At 60.2% G+C, this 19001-nt stretch carries 14 protein-coding genes and 6 pseudogenes; 10 read left to right on the top strand and 10 right to left on the bottom strand.

The genetic code is table 11. The annotated features are described in order from the left end of the window. The 8 genes and pseudogenes from EN884_RS38895 to EN884_RS39235 form a co-directional block, all read left to right on the top strand. Positions 1-262: hypothetical protein (locus EN884_RS38895; RefSeq protein ID WP_206617543.1), on the top strand; the 262-nt coding region annotated here is incomplete at its 5' end. Positions 263-552: 290 nt separating this feature from the next. Beyond that, complete coding sequence (locus EN884_RS00005; RefSeq protein ID WP_063170379.1) at positions 553-2232, top strand: ABC transporter substrate-binding protein; 1680 nt, start codon at positions 553-555, stop codon at positions 2230-2232. Then, the gene (locus tag EN884_RS00010; RefSeq protein ID WP_063169344.1) at positions 2229-3218 is read left to right on the top strand and encodes an ABC transporter permease; all 990 of its coding nucleotides are present in this window, start codon (positions 2229-2231) and stop codon (positions 3216-3218) included. Before EN884_RS00005 ends, EN884_RS00010 begins: the two co-directional genes overlap by 4 nt. Next, the gene (locus EN884_RS00015) at positions 3215-4147 is read left to right on the top strand and encodes an ABC transporter permease (RefSeq protein ID WP_063169343.1); all 933 of its coding nucleotides are present in this window, start codon (positions 3215-3217) and stop codon (positions 4145-4147) included. The genes EN884_RS00010 and EN884_RS00015 overlap by 4 nt, the downstream gene beginning before the upstream one ends. After that, positions 4144-5154 carry an ABC transporter ATP-binding protein gene (locus EN884_RS00020; RefSeq protein ID WP_063169342.1) on the top strand — a complete coding sequence of 337 codons (1011 nt, stop codon included), beginning with the start codon at positions 4144-4146 and terminating at the stop codon, positions 5152-5154. Before EN884_RS00015 ends, EN884_RS00020 begins: the two co-directional genes overlap by 4 nt. Then, positions 5147-6148, top strand: coding sequence for an ABC transporter ATP-binding protein (locus tag EN884_RS00025; protein WP_063169341.1), 1002 nt, complete (start codon positions 5147-5149; stop codon positions 6146-6148). Before EN884_RS00020 ends, EN884_RS00025 begins: the two co-directional genes overlap by 8 nt. Before the next feature lie 233 nt (positions 6149-6381). After that, positions 6382-8148 carry a CocE/NonD family hydrolase gene (locus EN884_RS00030; protein WP_206617005.1) on the top strand — a complete coding sequence of 589 codons (1767 nt, stop codon included), beginning with the start codon at positions 6382-6384 and terminating at the stop codon, positions 8146-8148. A gap of 88 nt (positions 8149-8236) precedes the next feature. Continuing rightward, a pseudogene (locus EN884_RS39235) lies at positions 8237-8574 on the top strand (IS110 family transposase); the annotation flags it as partial. Positions 8575-8618: 44 nt separating this feature from the next. Here EN884_RS39235 and EN884_RS00040 read toward each other — a convergent pair. From EN884_RS00040 to EN884_RS00065, 7 genes and pseudogenes are all read right to left on the bottom strand, one after another. Beyond that, positions 8619-8811, bottom strand: a pseudogene (locus EN884_RS00040) (transposase domain-containing protein); the annotation flags it as partial. 28 nt (positions 8812-8839) lie between these two features. Then, positions 8840-10903 (bottom strand): recombinase family protein, encoded by a 2064-nt coding sequence (locus EN884_RS00045; RefSeq protein ID WP_063169338.1) that lies wholly within the window; start codon positions 10901-10903, stop codon positions 8840-8842. After that, positions 10890-11192 carry a hypothetical protein gene (locus EN884_RS38435; protein ID WP_063169337.1) on the bottom strand — a complete coding sequence of 101 codons (303 nt, stop codon included), beginning with the start codon at positions 11190-11192 and terminating at the stop codon, positions 10890-10892. The genes EN884_RS00045 and EN884_RS38435 overlap by 14 nt, the downstream gene beginning before the upstream one ends. A gap of 49 nt (positions 11193-11241) precedes the next feature. Then, positions 11242-12559, bottom strand: a pseudogene (locus tag EN884_RS00050) (IS66 family transposase); the annotation flags it as partial. A gap of 69 nt (positions 12560-12628) precedes the next feature. Further along, positions 12629-12981, bottom strand: a pseudogene (gene tnpB / locus EN884_RS00055) (IS66 family insertion sequence element accessory protein TnpB). Then, a complete protein-coding gene (locus EN884_RS00060) occupies positions 12978-13358 on the bottom strand; it encodes a transposase (protein WP_199489649.1) in 381 nt (126 codons plus the stop codon). The pseudogene tnpB and the gene EN884_RS00060 overlap by 4 nt, the downstream one beginning before the upstream one ends. Positions 13359-13777: 419 nt before the next feature. Beyond that, positions 13778-14982 (bottom strand): annotated as a pseudogene (locus EN884_RS00065) (IS110 family transposase). A gap of 209 nt (positions 14983-15191) precedes the next feature. Between EN884_RS00065 and EN884_RS39240 the strand changes: the two are divergent. Then, the gene (locus tag EN884_RS39240; protein ID WP_063169335.1) at positions 15192-15431 is read left to right on the top strand and encodes an IS110 family transposase; all 240 of its coding nucleotides are present in this window, start codon (positions 15192-15194) and stop codon (positions 15429-15431) included. 48 nt (positions 15432-15479) lie between these two features. On the opposite strand, the pseudogene EN884_RS00075 reads toward EN884_RS39240, so the two are convergent. The 3 genes and pseudogenes from EN884_RS00075 to EN884_RS00085 form a co-directional block, all read right to left on the bottom strand. After that, positions 15480-15760 (bottom strand): annotated as a pseudogene (locus EN884_RS00075) (integrase core domain-containing protein); the annotation flags it as partial. A gap of 188 nt (positions 15761-15948) precedes the next feature. Next, complete coding sequence (locus EN884_RS00080) at positions 15949-16956, bottom strand: ATP-grasp domain-containing protein (RefSeq protein ID WP_063169333.1); 1008 nt, start codon at positions 16954-16956, stop codon at positions 15949-15951. A 771-nt stretch (positions 16957-17727) separates the two neighbouring features. Beyond that, on the bottom strand, positions 17728-18057 hold the full coding sequence (locus tag EN884_RS00085) for an ATP-binding protein (RefSeq protein WP_272482847.1): 330 nt from the start codon (positions 18055-18057) through the stop codon (positions 17728-17730). Between the two features lie 2 nt (positions 18058-18059). Here EN884_RS00085 and EN884_RS40040 point away from each other — a divergent pair, with 2 nt between their 5' ends. Continuing rightward, positions 18060-18365: a hypothetical protein gene (locus tag EN884_RS40040; RefSeq protein WP_164548505.1), complete on the top strand. Its 306-nt coding sequence runs from the start codon at positions 18060-18062 to the stop codon at positions 18363-18365. Positions 18366-19001: the final 636 nt, after the last annotated feature.

Raw genomic sequence — 19001 nt, forward strand, 5'->3', positions numbered from 1 at the left:
GGATAGTTCACGGTCGACGAGCTGGCGGCCACGCATCAGGCTGGAGATCCATCAGCGTTTACATCGTTTTTCAACGGGCGGCTCAAGCTCCGTGTTGTTGCGCGGCGCGCAGCTTGTCGAACGCCTCTTAGACCGTCGTGTGCCGGAAGAGGATATCCTCTGGAATTTCGGCATCGACATTCCGACATCACACATCCGTGATAAAGGCGTTTGCGGCTCGACGGGACCCTCCAACCCGAGGTCGCGAACAGAACCTGAATGACTGCCTCGTTTGCTATATGCGAATTGTCCGTGGGCGCCGCCAGGAGCTGGAACCGGCCAATCGACTTTAATTCTGGCTAGCTGTGCCCAGAATCGAGAAAAACGCCGGATTCATGCAGGCACAGCGGCCAATTTGCAGGAACCACCCCCCTGGGCACTGCTACTTATCTGGAATGAGGGGACTGTGGAGCTTCCGTCAAAAGGAAGCCAGATGTTCCGGGTTGAGGCCGTAGATCATCGTGGTCGTGTGAACATGAAGTGATGATAAAGCCGGCAAACAGGGAGGATAAAATGAGCCAATACTCATATAATCGTCGTGCGCTTATGAAGGCAATGCTGGCGATTTCGGCGACCCCTTGGGGGATTAACTCGAGGGCGTTCGCCTCGTCGTGCGACGATCGCATCCTGCGAATCGGCGGACTGGGTGGAGGCCCTGATTCGATGAACCCCTTCGCCACTTGGGGCTCCTTTTGGCCCTTGGCTATTTGCTATGATTTCTTGGTCTGCATAGACGCCCAGCGATACGACGATCGAAAGGGCTTTGCCCAATCTTGGTCCGTCGCCGACGACAACCTCACTTGGACCTTCAAGATCTGGCCCGGCATGAAGTGGTCGGACGGCCAGCCTGCTACCGCTAGGGACGCGGCGTTCACTTATAGTTATTTGCACGATTCCATAGGCAAGCCCGACGAGCTAAACGTCGGGTGGAACAGCACCAGCGGTCTTGAGAACGTCGAGTCCATCAAAGCGTTCGACGACGAGACTTTGCAGATCGTGACCAAGTTCCCCGCGACCTGGCCAATAGACAATATCATAATGATCGTTCCCGAGCACATTTGGAAGGACATCAGCTATGCTGACGCACGCGTAACCTTCCGCAACGATCCGCCTTTGGTGGGTACGGGACCTATGATCGTTTCGGAGTTTCACCAGGGCCAGTTTACACGCCTGACGCCGAACCCCTATTTCCGTACGGGGAAGCCCCAAATCGCGGGGGTGATCCTGCGGTCCTTCGATGCCGCCGATCCGATTGCGCAAGGTCTTAAGAGCGGGGAACTCGATTATGGCAACTACCTGACGTCCGCCCAGTGGGCTGATCTCTCGAAGGATCCCGACATTGTAGTCGGTGAATCCCGCATAGCTCAGAAAACCTATCTCGCCTTCAACACCGCTTCGGGAGATGGCGCAGGTAGCACCAAGGCTCTGCAGGATCCGGCGTTTCGCGATGCGCTCGGCTACGCGATCGATCAGAAGGCCATCGTCGATCGAGCCATGCGCGGACACGCCGACCCTGGTGTCGGACTCGCAATGCCGGTGGCGGCCGATTACTATTCAGATCTGAACGACATCAGGCGCCACTTCGATCTCGCCGAAGCCAACCGCCGGCTTGACGCCGCAGGGTACCGGGACACGAACGGCGATGGCATTCGGGAGGACAAGGACGGGAAGAGTTTCCAGCTAGAGCTGGTGTCTGGACCTTCAGCAAATATAGAGATGCCGGTCGCGGCAGTGCAGTTTATCGCTGGCTGGTTGGAGCAAATCGGTATCCCTGTATCGGTGACTCGGCTCGACTCCGGTGCGCTGAGCGCCCGCGCCGCAGCTCCGGCGAAAGGCGGCGGAGGGTGGGATCTGCTCATTTCCGATACCTGGCAAGGCCCAACACCTAAAGACCTGCTCATCTTCGGCAGCAGCAATTCCATCGGCATCAAGAACAAGGCGTACTGGACGAATGCGGAGTTCGACAAACTGTTCGCGGAGGTGCAGGTCACCGTTGACCTCAAGAAAAACCAAAAGCTGGTCGACCAGGCAGCGCGACTAATTTATACTGAAGCGCCTTACATCGTACTATGTTACCCCACCCTGCTCGAAGCCCACCGGAGGGATTGCTTCGAGGGTTGGGGAAAGCAAGGCATCATGTCGATGGACAGCTACTTCCCATTCGATCGCTTGAAGCCGGTGCCCGCGCCGTGAACGGAGGGGGAGGGAGCCGTCACATCCTGCGCATCATCGTCAGGGCCTCTATAACCCTCCTGATGGTGGCAGTCCTGAACTTCATCCTATTCCGAGTTATTCCAGGTGACCCTGCATCTCTTTTGCTTGGCGGGGCGCGCGTCAGCGTCACCGCCGAGCAGATTGAGGCGCAGAACCAACGTTGGGGCCTTGACCGGCCGCTGTTCCCGGACCAGGCGGTCGACTACCTGTCGGCAACACTCCGCGGCGATTTCGGCTACAGCTTCAAGTTCAGGGGCAGGCATGTCGCAGACCTGATAGCGGAACGCCTGCCGGACACCATAGTCCTAGTCGGGGTTGCTCAGATAATGGCAATCGTTATTGGGGTGATGCTTGGGATCTACGCAGGCTGGCGCCGGGGAGGAGCCGGCGACCGTATCGCAACCGGAGCCTCTCTGGCGCTCTATTCTACGCCGGCTTTCTGGCTCGGCATGATCCTGGTGGTAATCTTCAGCACGGCATTGGGTTGGCTCCCGGGCTATGGTGCATACTCGCCCGGCCTGATCACGGGCTCTCTTGGTTCGTTCCTCGACTACCTGCAACATCTCACGCTTCCCGCCACTGCGGTGGCGCTTGGGCTAATCGGCCAGTACGTCGTCGTCGCTCGTGCCGCAATGAGTGACGTACTCACCGAGGATTACATGGTAACCGCACGGGCGAAAGGGCTGACCAACGGTCAAATGCTGATGCGTCATGCATTTCGCAATGCAATGCTACCGGTCGTGACCTTGATCACCCTCAATATTGGCTATGTGGTCGCCGGGGCCATCACTGTCGAAGCCGTTTTCGCCTGGCCGGGTATCGGCGGGCTGACGGTGGAAGCACTCAACGCACGGGACTACCCAGTCCTTCAAGGCATATTCCTGTTGCTTGGCGTTTCAATTGTTCTCGCAAACCTCGTAGCCGATCTTGCCTACAGCCTTCTAGATCCGAGGGTCCGACAATGAGCGACAATATTGTTCGATATTGCCCGCGAGGCCGGGCGCGCGCAATAAAAGGCTTTCTGCGTCAATTTCTCAGCTATGGCGGTGCTCAGGTGGGCCTCGTATGTCTGGTATTCTTTCTTGTTGTGGGAGCGGTCCCCAATATTCTGGCGGGACCGCTCCAGACTGCGATCAATGCAACTGGCGATTTCCTCGCACCCCCATCAGGCGAGCATCTGCTCGGCACGGACGAAATCGGGCGGGACGTGCTCAATCTGGTCCTCCATGGTGCCCGGATCTCGCTTACGATTGCGCTACTCGCGACTGTGATCAGCCTCGTCGTTGGGACTACAATCGGTACGACCGCTGGCTACTATGGTGGCAGGGTCGACGTCTGGCTGATGCGCTTGACAGACTTCTTTTTTGTCATGCCGTCCTTCGTGCTGGCGCTGGTCATTACACCCGTGGTTCTCGAGGTGATGGGGCGCGGTGGAGAAATCCTGGGCTTCCGTCCTTCTCTTTTCGTGATCATTGTCGTTATAGGCATGACAAGCTGGTCCTTTGTTGCACGTATCGTCCGGAGTCAGACACTGTCGCTTAAGGAGCGACCATTCATTGATCGTGCGCGCGTTGCGGGTAGCAGTAATTTCGGCATCATGGTGCGGCACATCCTCCCCAATCTCGTGCCGCAAATCGCAGCCAATGGTGCGCTGGTGGTCGCCAGCGCAATCTATGTCGAGACATCGCTCTCATTCCTTGGACTCGGGGACCCGTTGCAGCCTTCATGGGGCACTTTGCTTTCGCTCGCTCAGCGCGCCGGCGCGGCCAGTGCTGGAGCCTGGTGGTACCTCGGCGCCCCAGGACTGTGCGTACTCACGGTTTCGCTTAGCTTCGTCCTGATTGGCAGTGCCCTTGACGACACGTTCAATCCACGGCGGAGGGTGATCCCATGACCAGCTCCTCCCAGGACAAAACACCGCTTCTGGAAATAGACCGGCTCTCTGTCGATTATGGGCTCAAGGGCGTTTCATTGCGAGCAATCGACGGCGTAAGCTTCGCGCTCCGAGCCGGAGAGGCCGTGGGCCTCGTCGGAGAATCGGGCAGTGGCAAGACCACGACCGCGATGGCGATCGCTGGTCTACTATCACCCAACGCGCGGGTCAGCGGCGGCCAAGTGCGCTATCGTGGCAACCGACTGCCGATCGACGATGATGCGGCGATGCGGCCACATCGCTGGAGCGAAACGTCCGTTGTCTTCCAGGGCGCGATGAACGCACTTAATCCTGTTCACCGCATTATCAAGCAGATCGCCGAGCCATGCATGCTGAAGCTCGGCATGTCGCGGGGCGAGGCGACCAAGCGGGGAAGTGAGTTGCTTCAACTGGTCGGCATCCCGGCGGATCGTGGTTCCGCCTACCCTCACGAGTTGTCGGGCGGAATGCGACAAAGGGTGATGATTGCCATGGCGCTCGCGTGTCGACCTTCGATTATCATTGGTGACGAGCCCACCACAGCGCTCGACGTCATCACTCAGGCTCAGATCCTTAACCTGCTAGGCGACTTGCGATCGCAGTTGAGCCTCGCCCTGATTTTGATCACCCACGACCTTTCTGTGGTGGCTAAGTGTTGTGATCGCGTAATGATCATGTACGCGGGCCGCATCGTCGAGGATGGCACTGTCGCCGAGATTTTCGCCCAGCCCAAACATCCCTACACCCGACAGCTGATCGAATCGATCCCGAACCCAGCGAGCGGCAAAAAGATGATCCGGCCAATACCGGGTGATCCTCCCAACTTGGTGAATCGACCCTCGGGCTGCGCTTTCCATCCGCGTTGCCCGTCGGTCATGGGGGGGTGCGCGACCGAAGTCCCCAGCCTCAATAAGTTCGGGCGGGGACGTGTCGCCTGTCACCTTCACCGGTCCTTGACGCAAGAAGACAAGGTCGCTGTTCATGCCTGACACTGCCGGCATCCTGCGTCTCGAGAGCCTGCAAGTTCATTTTCCTATCCAGGGCGGTCTGTTCGACCGTGTCCTGGGCCGATCTGTCGGCGCCATGCGCGCGGTAGACGGGATCGACCTCAACGTCGGGCGGGGCGAGATCGTCGCCCTGGTCGGCGAATCGGGAAGCGGCAAGACCACTGTGGGCCGCGTCATCACCAAGCTTGCCAAGCCGACTGGCGGCAGAATGCTGTTCGAAGGCCGCGACATGAGGTCGGTAGAGGGCTTCTCGGCTCTACGTCCGTACCGGCGTCGCGTGCAAATGATCTTCCAGGACGCTTATCAGGCCCTCAATCCGCGACACACCGTGTTCGACATCGTGGCGGAGCCGTTGCAGTCCCTGCGGCTGGTCGGTAACGCCACTCAACTCGCCGACCGGGTGAGTGAAGCGCTTGCGGCCGCTGGGCTCAATCCTCCCGGCGATTTCTTCGCCCGCTTCCCGCACGAGCTATCCGGCGGGCAGCGCCAGCGCGTCGTGATTGCAGGAGCGCTTGCCGTCCGGCCGGAACTCATCGTTGCTGATGAACCTGTATCGATGCTCGATGTCTCGATACGCGCTCAGATTCTTCAGGTCCTGGTTGACTTGCGCGACAGGCACAACATGGCGCTGCTGTTCATCACCCACGATTTGCCCCTTGCCTGGCTGATCGCCGACCGGATTGCGGTCTTGTATCTTGGAAAATTGGTCGAGATTGGTAGCGCCGACGAGATCACATTCAACCCTCGCCATCCGTATACCGTCGCCTTGCGCAACGCCACACCGCAGATTGGCGGCAACGCAGGTCGCGCCGAGTTGCCGGCCCTGCAGGGCGAGGTTCCAAGTGCCGCGCGCGTGCCGAAGGGCTGCCGTTTCCATCCTCGTTGCCCGCTTGCCTTCGACCGTTGCAAAGCTGAGGAGCCGCCGGCGATCGAAGTTGGACCACAGCACCTGTCAGCCTGCTGGCTCGCTAAGTGAAAGGCATGCAATCAGCGCCACCCCAATGAGCGTATTCCATCTGGTATTGCACAGGCAGGTGGGCTGGAACACCACCATGCAGATAGAATGCTGAGACCCGTCGAAATTGGCCACTCCATCTTGAATCAGTCTCAATGTCTGGGAGGCACTCTGAAGTGTGTAATGAACTAGGCCCGATTAAACCGCCAACGCCGCGATACGAAGTGGTTTTGCAGACCGGCTTGCGCGTTCCAATGCGGGACGGCGTTGAGCTCGCCACGGACCTGTATCGGCCTATTGGTTACACTGGGGAACTCGGGTCAATCCTTATCCGAACTCCATACGGTAAGACGCCCTATCGCTGTCCGGTTGAGCCTCGCCACAAAGTGGCAAGAATGTTTGCTGGACAAGGGTTCGCTGTACTTGTGCAGGAGCGTCGTGGAGTCTTCGATTCCGGCGGCGTATACGCTAGGGAACATATAGGGGACGACGGTTATGACACGCTGTCCTGGATTTCGCAGCAGCCATGGTCGAATGGACGCGTGGGCACATATGGGTGCTCGGCGCTTGGTATCGCGCAGGTTTTGCTGGCGCAGTTGTGCCATCCAGCCCACCGATGCGCAATTGCGCAGGGATCGGGCGGCGCGAACGGCTCTGCCGGAGGGCGATATCGCAACGGGGATCTCCGTCTCGGCGGTGCGGTGGAGGTTGCCGCGTTTGTCCCCTGGTTCCACCAAACCGCAGCGAAGGACCGGTCCCGAGTGCAACCGAAAAGCGATGAGGAGTATCAGCGGGCTTTCGCGTCGCTGCCGCTCGTCAACATGCTTAAGAGCCTTGGGGGACCGCCGACTGACTGGGAGGACTGGGTCTCGCGTGACCCAGGCGATCCCTGGGGGGATCGGAATGGGATGCTTAGCGAGGACTCGACCATCGACGTCCCAGCCCTGTTCGTGAACTCGTGGTACGACGTGGGGGCTGCCGACGCGCTTCACCAGCAGCGCGTTTTTAGTGCTCGCGGATTGAGCCCGGCGGCACGCGATCACCAACATATCATTCTGTCGCCAGCCACGCATTGTGGCACCGAGAGTCTCAAAGCCCCGACGGTTATCGGCGAGCGCGAGCTGGGCGACGCGCGCCTGGATTGCTGGCAGATCTACCTGGACTGGTTCGACTGCTGGCTGAACGACAAGCCCGACCGGATCGAGGGAATGCCCCGCGTCCAGTACTACGTGATGGGTCGCAACGAGTGGCGTGCCGCGTCAGAATGGCCCCCTCTTGGTGTGGAACTGCAGCACTGGTTCCTCCGCAGCGGCGGGAATGCCGCGACCCGTCTAGGCGACGGGACTCTTGATGTAGAGCCTCCGAGTGCCGACGAGCCGGCTGACACGTTTACCTACGACCCTGGGGATCCGGCGCCGTTCTTGGGGATGGACGGCGGGAAGTCAAGTGGAACTACTATAGGACCCCGCGATTACCAGGACGTCCAGCTTCGTCCAGACGTCCTCTGCTTCACTTCACCGCCCCTCACAGAGGGCATGGAGGTTACCGGATTTGTCCGGGCGGTCCTCTTCGTCTCTTCTTCGGCCCCGGACACGGACTTCGTGGCCAGACTGTTGGACGTACATCCCGATGGCCGTGCGATTGACGTGGTGGACGGGATACTGCGCGTCCGCTATCGCGAGGGCTTTGATCGGGCTGTTTTCATGGAACCGAGCGTTATATGCAAAATCGAGATTGATCTCGACGCCACAAGTAATTGGTTTCCGGCCGGCCATCAAATTCGCCTGGAAATCACTAGTTCGGCCTTCCCGCGGTTCGACCGCAACCTGAATACGGGAGGTAACAACTGGGACGAAACTGAATGGGTAGTGGCTCGGAACACGATTCATCACTGCGAGCAGTTCCCCTCCCACGTACTGCTTCCTGTGATGACAGCGATGGGGTCCCATGCCGGCAAGGCGAATTTGAACAGCATCGCTAGGTGTTTAGATTGTGGTATTCGGCTTTGCCCCCCGCCTTGAACGGGTTGTTTTGAAGTGCTGCGCTTCGAGATGATGACAAAACGTGGTCTGTGTGAACAGCCACAAGCATCAGGAAAGGAAGCGCAGCATGAAAAATTATGCCGGACTGGACGTCTCCGTGAAAGAGACCACCGTTTGCATCGTGAGAAGGGCGCCGAATTTGCCGAGAGATGAAGGTTGCTAGTCATCCGGACGATCTTGCTGACGCATTGAAGAACCCCGCATGGAATCTCGCCCGGATCAGGCTTGAAGCCGGCCCCTTATCCCAATGGTTGGTCTGGCGGCAGCCGGACTACGTGACCTGTATCGAGCCCCGTCATTCCAAGGCGTTCTCAAGGCACAGGTCAACAAGACCGACCGCAACCATGCTCGCGGCATCGCGCAGATATGCGGGTTAACCTGTTCCGGCCCGTGCATGTCAAGAGTAAGCGGTATTCTCGGGCCACGGCCTTGAGCTCGAGCTTGTTGATGTAGACCCAAGGCAGGAGATCGTCGATCTGGCTGTTGGGGTGGCCGTTGACGATCCTGGTGAGGACATCGGCGAGATAAGCCGAGCGGTTCGACACCATTGAGCTTGCAGGTTTCGATCAGCGAGGCGATGACTGCCCAGTGTTCGGCGCCGCCGTCAGAGCCTGCGAAGAGCGCGTTCTTGCGGTTGAGCGCGAAGACTGATTCATTATGCACCCCCTCTTCAAATGGCGGGAAACAGCGATTTCTGATTATCGTCGTTGATGATACGCGGAGATTTGCGCGCCAAATCGGCCTTGATCCGTTCATCTTCAAGGTCGCTGGCGCGGATCTGGTAGGGCGCGCCGCGCATGACCTGCTCGGCTGGTAATATGCCGTCCCTGACGAACCGGCGGATTTTGACGTGCGACACGCCAAGCTTCGCGGCCGCGTCCGACATGGTAAGCCACTCGCCGTTCTTGTCGGAAGACCGATAGCCGCTGATCTTGTGCACCGTGCGCAGGGATTGGACGCGTCGCGCCGTCCAGGTCTTTCCCTGACCCGTCTTCATGCCCATGCGGTTGAGTGTGGCGGCGATTTCGGCATCCGACCATCGCGTTGCCATGGATCGCATGACCGCCAGAGCCTCCTCAGGCGTACTCTGGCCATGCTCTCCGGATTTGGACTTGCGAACCCTTACCTGGGAATGCTGGCCCCCATGCCAATGGATGGTCAGGATCACATCGCGCGCGTCGTCATCGACGTCCGCCACAATGTCCTTGATGAGCGCGCGCAGCAGTTGCTGACGGAACCGCATATCGACACCCGGCGCATTCCAGGCGGCTTCGAGATCCTGGGCGAGGCCGGTGAAGTCAGGGATCGCGTCGACAGGCTCCATACGCTGGACTTCACTGAGCCGGGCCTCGCAGGTCTCCACGCGCCTGAGCCTAGCTTCCCAGTTCCTCTCGAGCTGGGCCGCTATAAGCCGGTTCTCCGGGTCGCAGGCGGCGTAGCGGCGCTCGGCGAGCGATGCCTCATAGCGTGCCTGCTGCAGGTCCATCTCGATCATCTGCCGCCGCCTGGCTTCGCTCTCCAGCTGCATCTGTTCAGCCTCCAACGCCGCCTCGATCGCCATCGGCGCAACCGCCTCCAAGGCTTCGCGGGCCACCGCCGCATCGGTGCGAAAGCCGTTGAACGACATGCATCGCGCCTGCGCCATCATGGTGTTCTCGCAACGATAGACCGGGTAACCTTGGCCACGTCCGGCATACGTGACAACCAGTCTTCGCCCGCATCGACCACAGGAGAGAAGACCCGGGAGCAACGCGCGACCGCCGCGGCCCGACTTGACGCCGCCGGCTTTGCCATAGGCGTTGGCGGCGAGAAGTTCCTGGTTCCGTTCGTACTCGCTCCATCCGATATAGCCTTCGTGATGCTCCTTGAGCACCACCGCCCAATCGCTGGCCGGCTTGTAATGACCATAGCTCTTGCGGACGCGGCCATCCACGATCTCGGTGCGCTTCTCGCTCTTACCATAGACATAAGCGCCGGCGTAGAACGGGTTCTTCAGGACGGAGATCACGTTGCGGTAGCGGACCGGAACCCAGGCGAAGGACACCATCTTCTTGCCGTCGGAGGGTCTGGGGAAATGCACGCCATCGTCGATCATCGAGATCAGGACCTGGCGGGCACTGCCGAGTTCGCGGAAACGCGCGAATATCAGGCGAATGGTCTCCTGCAGGCGTATATCGGGATCGAACCCGAGACCGTAATCCCGGTGCCAGACGTAGCCGAAGGGCACAGAGATGCGCAGTTCGCCGCGCTGTGCCTTGGCGCGGTCAGCTTCGTACATGCGAGCACGCAGCACCCCGAGTTCGAACTCGCTTATGCTCCCCTTCATGCCGAGCAGCAGGCGATCGTTCGGCAGTCCCGGATCGTAGACTCCGTCCAGATCGATCACCCGTGCATCGACTTCGCCGCACAACTCGAGCAGCCGATGCCAGTCCGGTCCGTTGCGAGACAGGCGGGACGCCTCCAGGCAAAGCACAGCGCCCACATGACCGGTGCACAGATCGTCGACCAGGCGTTCGAAACCGGGACGTTCCACAGCTCCACTTGCGGTGCGTCCCAAGTCCTCGTCGATCACCTCAACCTTGCGGAATCCCCAGCGCCGCGCGACGTCGACCAGCTCATATTGCCGACGCTGGCTCTCAAGATTGAGCTGCACTTGCGCCTGCGTGGACTGACGTACATAGACAACGGCCTTGCGCTTGAGGATGGTGGCCGGAATCAGATTACGGCTCGTCATCGCGGCTCTCCTCCGTCACGATACCGGCGGCGGCCATCAGCACATTGGCGAGCCGGGCGATCACGATCGTTCGTTGCGCTGCGCTCAGCCCGACTAGCTTGTGCGAGTCGAGCGCATGCTGAGCTGGCGAACGATCACGAGAGATCGTGTCGGTGGCGGCAAGGTTCTCATTTTGAGTCTCCCCGATGATGAAACCATCCGGAGAGCCTCGCCGGAAACGGCGCTGGATCAAGAGCTTGTTCAGTTCAAGCAGTGCAGCAAGCGACGCGCGCGGGGAGCCCAGATCCATTGCTGCGCACGGGACTTCGACCTCCTGCCCAACATGGGCAGAATGACCCCGAGATTGCGATCGGACGGATCGAGCGTTCGACGGTGTTGCTGTCGATCTCGATGCGGCCGTCGTCAAGGAAGTGCGAGAGGCCTTCCCAGCGTGAGAGCGTGTAGCGGATTGCCTCTGCGAGCTTGGTCTTCTGACTGATCAGGCCGAGCTTCTCACGCAGCCAGGGTTCGAGATCGGCGACGATGGCGCGGCTTTTGTCCTGACGCATCGCGCGGCGCTCGTTGGCCGATCGGCCACGGATGTCATCCTCGATCTTGTAGAGTTCGGCGATCCGTCTCAGCGCGTCACTGGCGATCGGCGCGGGACCGGCTGCTGCCAGTTCATAAAAGCGCCGACGGACATGCGCCCAGCAGAAGGCGAGCGTGACGCCGCTTTTGTCGGCCAGCACGCGATAGCCGCCATAGCCGTCGACCTGCAAGATTCCGGTGAAGCCTGCGAGATGAGCGATCGGACGCTCGGCCTTTCGGTCCGGCGCATAGACATAGGCGACGCCCGGCGGGTCGCTCCCCTCCCATCGTCGGTCATCGCGGGCATAGGCCCAGAGTTGACCTGTCTTAGTCTTGCCGCGGCCGGGATCGAGCACCGGCGCGGTCGTCTCGTCGGCGAAGAGTTTTGCCGAGGACTTCAGCTTGCCAAGCAGCCGCTCATGCACCGGACGCAGGTGCCAGGCGGCGCGGCCGACCCAGTCGGCGAGCGTAGAGCGATCGAGATTGATACCCTGCCGGGCGTAGATTTGCGCCTGACGATAGAGCGGAAGGTGATCGGCATATTTTGAGACCAGCACCTGGGCGACCGTTGCCTCGGTCGGAAGACCACCCTCGATCAGCCGGGCCGGCGCCGGAAGCCTGAACCACGACGTCCTCGCAGGCGCGGCAGGCATATTTGGGCCGGCGCACGACGATTACACGCAGCTGCGCCGGAACGATGTCGAGCCGCTCGCTCACGTCCTCGCCGATCCGATGCAAGCCATTGCGGCAGCATGGGCAGGCATGGTCCTCGATGTCGACGACCATCTCCACGCGCGGCAGATGGGGTGGCAGCGCGCCCCGGTTGGCCCGGCGCCTCGTGGCCTTTGCTTGCCGCTCGGCGGGAGCAGATTGCTCCTTCTCTTCCTCACCGGCGGCCTCGATCTGCTCCGCCTCTTCGAGCCCCAGCAGCAATTGATCCTCGGGGAGCGTCTCGGCACGCCGGCCGAAGCGGTGACGCTGCAATTCCTTGATGATCTGAATCAGACGGGCATTCTCGACGTCGTGCGCCAGGACCATCGCCTTCAGCGCGTCCGGATCGTCGGGAAGCTGGTCAGCCGTCATCGCCATGAACGGATCAGACCATATTCGCCGACAGCCCGCGACAGCGGAATCTAGGCTGATTCACTTCGTCGCGGGTCAGCCCGCCTGGGCTGGCACGCGGGTCCGGCGCGCCTCATGGACTCGCCGCCAGTCGAGACCTTCGAGTAGCGCCGAGAGCTGCGCGGCCGTCAGCCGCATCATGCCGTCATGCACTTTCGGCCAGCGGAACTCCCCATCCTCCAAACGCTTAGCAGGCAAACCCCGGTGCCATCCCAGAAGATCAGCTTGATCCGGTCAGTCCGCTTCGCCCGGAAGACGTAGACGGCCCCGCTGAACGGATCGGCCCCCATTGTCTCTCGCACCAGCGCCGCCAATCCCTCCGCACCCTTGCGGAAGTCGACGGGCTTCGTCGCCACCATGACCTTGACCGCACCCGTCGGCCCGATCACGACGTCGCCTTCAGCGCGCGGATCACTGCGGCCACCGTCTTGGTATCGGCGCCCCGGCCGACGCGCATCGCGATGCCGTCGATCTCAAGCTCGATCATGCCGGCATCTCGGGTGGCTTGCCGTTTCCGCTGCTTCGGTGAACGGCTGGCTGCAGGTTCCGCCGCCGCCACAACCGCCGGCACAAAGGCAGGAGAATCTTGCTGCACCGAAGCGGCCTGTTTGCGCGCTTCGCGGCGCCAGGCGAAGACCTGCTGCGGCCTGAGACCATAACGGCGGGCGACCTCGGAAATGATCGCATTCGGCTCCAGCGTCTCTGCGATGATCCGCGCCTTGTCATCCACCGACCAGTGACGCCGACCGCCGGCACCGTTGATCACCTCGAAACGCCGAAGCTGCCGCTCCGGGTCAAGCGTAAGGTCAAGTCCAGACACAAGCCGATCTCCGATCCCAATACAGGATCGGCAACCTCACAGATCGCGACCACTCCCGAAAGGTGGTCCGGAAACACCGCTCTGATGTCCGCTGTCAAGGTTTGGAACGCATGAGGTCGCCCGATCCGAGGAACGGCTGCTCATTCTGATGATCGCGCATGGGTGGGGAGGCGGAACTGAAGGACGTCGGTGATCAAGCTCTGATGCGCGGGTTGGCTACCGCATTCCCGATTGTGCGTCCGGGGCTGTTCCTATCTTACTGCGGGCGTCGGTCGATTTGCCGGCCACAAAGCGTCTGACGGGCATTCCCCTGCCGTGGTCCCGCCTCCGCCCATGCGCGATATGTGCGCCATCGCGGCGAGCGATCAGGTGACGCGCGCCTCCCTTGCGACTGCCCACATAAAGCCGACCAGTTCACGGGCGATCGCGGTGCAGACGACCGTTGTCCGTTTGCCCCGAGCGCTCAGCATGCGGTAGCGGGCTGTCAGGCGGGACTGCGCCTTCCAGGCGATCTCACGCACCTTCGGTGACGCCTGCTCCAACCGGTATAGCTTCGCCTTCCCGACCTTGGGCGGATGTCGATAGGTCCAGGCGCTCTCGACCAACATGTGGCGAACCCGACCGTTGCCTGCCTTTGTGATGCCGCCGCGCCGGACTGTCTCCCCGGTTGAGCGCTCGCCGGGGACCCGACCGAGATATCCCATGAGCTGGCGTGGGCTTTCGAACCGGCTGGCGTCGCCGACTTCGGTGACGAACGTCACGGCGACAATTAGGTCTACCCCACGCAATGTCTGAAGCGCCCACACGATCGGTGCCAGCGACCAGGCCGGGACGAACTCTTCGATCACACGCTCCAGCCGCTCGACCCGCTCTTTCGAGACGCGCACCGCCTCGACCATCTCCTGGAGTGCGATCTGATGCGCGGGATGATCGAACCTTGTTCCTGAAGCCAGCGTAGATAGCGCATCGTCCAGCTCTTCTTTCGCGGATAGCTACGGCCGTGCTTGAGCATGAATGCGCTCACCTGCTGGCGATGGACCCGCAGCGTCTCGACCGCGCCCGCCCGCGCGCGAACAAGATCCCGTATGGACTCGTGCCCTTCATCGGGAACCCACACCGCGGTCAGCTCGCCGGCGCGCAATAGTCGGGCAAGGGAAATGGCGTCTCGACGGTTCGTCTTCACCCGATCGCCGGGCTTCCTTGGTATCAATGATGGTGCAACCACGGTGCACTCGTGCCCGAGCGACCGGATCAGGCGATAAAGGCCGTACCCGGTCGGCCCAGCCTCATAGCAGAAATGCACGTAATCAAAGCGGCTGGCGATCCGGCCTATGACCCGCCGCATGCTGGTCGCCGACGCGTCGACCTCACCGAAGAACCGAACCTCTCCTTCCCGGCCTGCCTCCGCAATCGCAATAGCGTTCTTAAGCTTCGCAACATCGATTCCGACAAATGCTTCTCTATAATCCGCCACGGCTCGTCCTCCTGTGGTGAGGATCGGCTCGGCCCGTCCGAGCAACCCTCGGACGCGCAGTGTAGGGCGAGCCACCTCATCGGCAGAGGCGGACATACGGTCTTACTGTCAAGACGCTGACGACCCAGAATCGCCGGGCGCTGCTGACGGCCCTCAAGTCGCTTCAGGAAAAGGCCATCGCCATCGAGAACGACATCCGTGGCCTGTTTCGTAACTTCGGTCTCAAAGTTGGCATTGTCGACGGCCGGCAAATTCGCGGATCGCATCCGGGACCCTTCCGGTGACATTCCGGAACTCGAGACATCATGGAGACGTTGCTCACCGCCCGTCGGAAACTTTGCGAGCAGTTCACGGTGCTACACGAAAGACTGTTGTCGATCGTGAGGGGTGACACGGTTTGCAGGCGGTTGATGACCGTGCTGGGCGTCGGCCCTATCGTTGCACTGGGTTTCAACGCCACGGTCGATATTCCTGCCCCCTTCAGGAATTCGAAGGACGTGGGGCCGTATCTCGGTTTGACGCCGCGGTTACATCAATCAGGCTAGGATAATCGCGTCGGCAGGTCAGCCTAGGAAGCTTGAATGGGATTGACTTCAACACGCCGAATAGACAAGTCCAGGCATTTGGTGGAGCGGATTGAGAGTGAAGCGCTCGGGCTGGGAAGCCCATGCCTTGCAGATGAACTCGTAGGGTGAGACCTTTGAGGGCCTTCAGCCTGCGGCCGAAATTTGTAGGCCGCAACAAAGTCGGCAAGATGCCGACGCAGTTGGTCATGATCGTCGTAGTGGAAACGCTTGCCCGTCGCGTCCTTGATGGTGCGGTTCATTCGCTCGACCTAGCCGGTGGTCCAAGTATGCTTTGGCTTCGTGGTTCGAAGCACAGCGCGACGATGCGGCCCCCGAACGTGCTTGCGGGCTTCCTGGCGCCGCGACGAGCGCTTGCAGGCGCTGACGGTCGCTGGCCAAAACGGTGAAGGGGGATGCTATTGCGCATGCATCTAACTCGCACGCCAAACCGCAAAACGGAATCCCGAAATCGGACTCTTTTGATCCGATCAATCCACTATGAGACGCCGATTCCGAAATAGCGGGTGTGGGCGACATTGAGGATGCGATTGATCAAGCTTACGAAGCTGTGTCCGCCGGCCGTTGCAGCTGTGCCATAACTGGAGTGTATACCAAGGGCCGGCACCGAGTTCATCTCTAGGACAAACGGTTGGCCTGAGCGATCGATCCGGAAATCGACGCGGGCATAGTCCCGGCAGTGGCAGGCACGGAAGGTCGCAACCGAAATATCCCGTAACATCGTCTCAAGCCCGCTCTCGATTTTCGCCGGGCAAATCTTGGGCACCGCTGCGGCCGCCACGTACTTCGCATCCCAATTCATAACACGCGTTTCGCGGTCACCGAAGTCCTGCTCCACTAGAGGCAAAACTTCGGGCTCCCCGTTTCCGAGCAACGCAACGCAGATTTCCCGCCCCTCGATGTATTCCTCCACTAGCGCATCCTGAGCATGCTGCGTGACGATCACTTCGACGGCCTGCCGCAACTTAGAGTGTTCATGTATGATCTGCAATCCGAAGCTGCAGTCCTCCTCCCGCGGCTTCACTACCACTGGGAATCTCAGGTCGCCGGTGTTCTCGGTGCCGCGACGCATCACGCGAAAGTTCGGAGTCGGCACGCCCTGATCGCGGATGAGCATTTTGGTAATGACTTTGTCTCCCGTCAGCCCAATCCCGAAGGGGCTACATCCAGTGTATGGAACACCGGCCATCTCAAGCATGGCAGGAACATGAGTGTAACGCTTTTCGCCCTGAATTCCCTCCGCCAAGTTGAAGACCATTCCCGAGGGGCGACCTTGCGGATCAGGTGGCATGAACCGCTCGAGACTGGCGAGCAGTCCTTTATCGCCTTCACACACTACCGTCTCGTGGCCGCCCTCTTGAAGTGCCGCCACCACATCTTCCAACGTGCCGCTATGCGGCCAAGGCTGCGGCGGCTGCGGACAAGGCTGACCGAACCGGTTAATCACACCGTTGAAATCACTGTTCGTTACGATGGCTACTCGCATGAGCTATCTCCTTTGACGTTTGTCTGCTGTCACGAAACCAATGAAAACTGGATGGAGGCCAACCGCTATATCAACATTGACGACCTGCACGAGTACAAGAGGCTCGAAGCACCATGGCTGACCCTTTTCACAACCCCCTCCACAAACATAGGTCCACCACCCGGTTCCCTCTCCGGTTCCCGACCCTTTCCGCTGGCGGTGCTCTTTTTGCCCAAGTAGCTCGAAAGACGGCGAGTTGGGTTGCGGTACCATCAATAAAGCCTTATGCAGGGTTTATGCCAAAACAGATGATAACCGGCGGATGAGAGCGCTCCGACGCGAAATGATCGCTTCAAAAACCGTGCCAACCTCGCAAAATGCACGTCGGCCAGTGCTTTGAGTTTGATATCAAACTTACGGTCATATCAGGTACTAAACTGGCCCGCACAACCACTATGTCGCAGGCGCGACAAAATCCGACAGAGATCGTATCCCAGGGGACGAGCGGCGACCCATCCGCAGTCTTTTGACGCTCGCCGGTCCCTTACATCGAGCCCTGGCGTCCAGAATTGAAGTTGGGCGAAGGCGATCCGCATAATCGTATGCCCGGCCTGGCCGGCTTCAACGTGCGAGCGCTGCAGCAGTTTCAACAATGATGGCGAGTCGGCATAAATCTTCTTGAGAGGCTGGCGCTTAATCCCGGAACAAACGCGGCAATCAGCACTTCGCCTTGCTCATTTCGATGACGGCCATAGTGTTATTGCGCGCTTCAAAAGCTGGACAGCGATTCCGCTAATTCCCGGACAGCGTTTTCACAAAAGTCCGACAGTTCGTCGAGGTTGGTCCTCGGCAGCCTGGTTGCTGTAGGGCTGATTGATTTCGGTGTTCTCGGAGTCGGTCAAGAGGGCCGAGGCTTTTTTCTTCGGATGCTCTCGCCCTGAAGGGCGATGCGGTGTGCATTGTGCACGAGCGGTCGTGTATAGCGTCGGCGACCGTGCTGTCGTTAATAAGGTCGTGCCAGCTTGCCACGGGGACCTGGGCGGTGATCAGGGTGGATTTTCTCTGATAGCGCTCCTCGACGATTTTCGAAGAGGTGGAAGCGCTGCTGATCGGAGAGAGCATGGTTGCCGAAGTCGTCGTGGATGAGCCAAGTGGACACGGGTGAGCTTGTCGATGAGGCGGGGAAAGGAACCATCGATGCGTCGCTCTCGAACAGGATAACAGTGCGGCTTCGGAAAAGTCCGGACAGGCTTTCCGGTAATCTCAATGATGAGATCCGCGCCCGCCGTTCCAAAAAAAGGTTCGGCACGAAGCCCGCATTTTTTGCACTGGGCTTACGGCGTGCTGATCCACTGTTTCGTCATTACTATTCCCGAGCCTTGCAACCGAGCCGGAAGCGTCAGGCGAATGCAGGATTCCTGCGCTCGTAGAGCGTCCCAGCTTGGTCAGCACAACCTGACGATACGCGCCATCTTGGCGGCAAAGGCATTTGACGCAGCTGAATTGTCACGATCAGACGGCAGTTGGATCCTCATTGGATGGCCAGTGTTGCAAAAATCACAGGCTGGAGATCGGACTTGCGCCCTGGTGAATTTCCGCCACCGCATCGGGGTCGGTCTTCAACCCGGCAACTTCGACTTCCCAATTATAATAGAGACCGCGGCCGGGGCTTTGGCGGAGAGGGTCAGTCCTGGCGATGCCTCTCTCGAGCCGGCCTACATTGCAGCTGCCAGGCGGTTGGTTGAGCGCGGAGCCGTCGCGATAACCAGGGACTGCGGCTTCAGTATCTGGTGCCAGGCTGCACTGGCCACGTCTGTCAAACTTCCCGTGGCCATGTCGAGCCTGCTACTGGCGCCCACGCTCCTCCGGCAGCTTCCGGCCGGCGCAAAGCTCGCCGTCTGGCCGCAGACTCAAGACACTGCGGCGAAGAGCTGCTGGGCATGGATTCATCCGCAGGGGCAAGAGTAGCCATCGGCGGCATCGAAGGTAATACGCGGCCGGCTAGTGTTACCGAAATGGAGTCCCCGGGTTGCAGTCTGTGTCGCGACTTCGCGCCGCACATCCCA

This window comes from Mesorhizobium sp. M7A.F.Ca.AU.001.01.1.1, from assembly GCF_004022735.1.
Classification (GTDB): domain Bacteria; phylum Pseudomonadota; class Alphaproteobacteria; order Rhizobiales; family Rhizobiaceae; genus Mesorhizobium; species Mesorhizobium ciceri.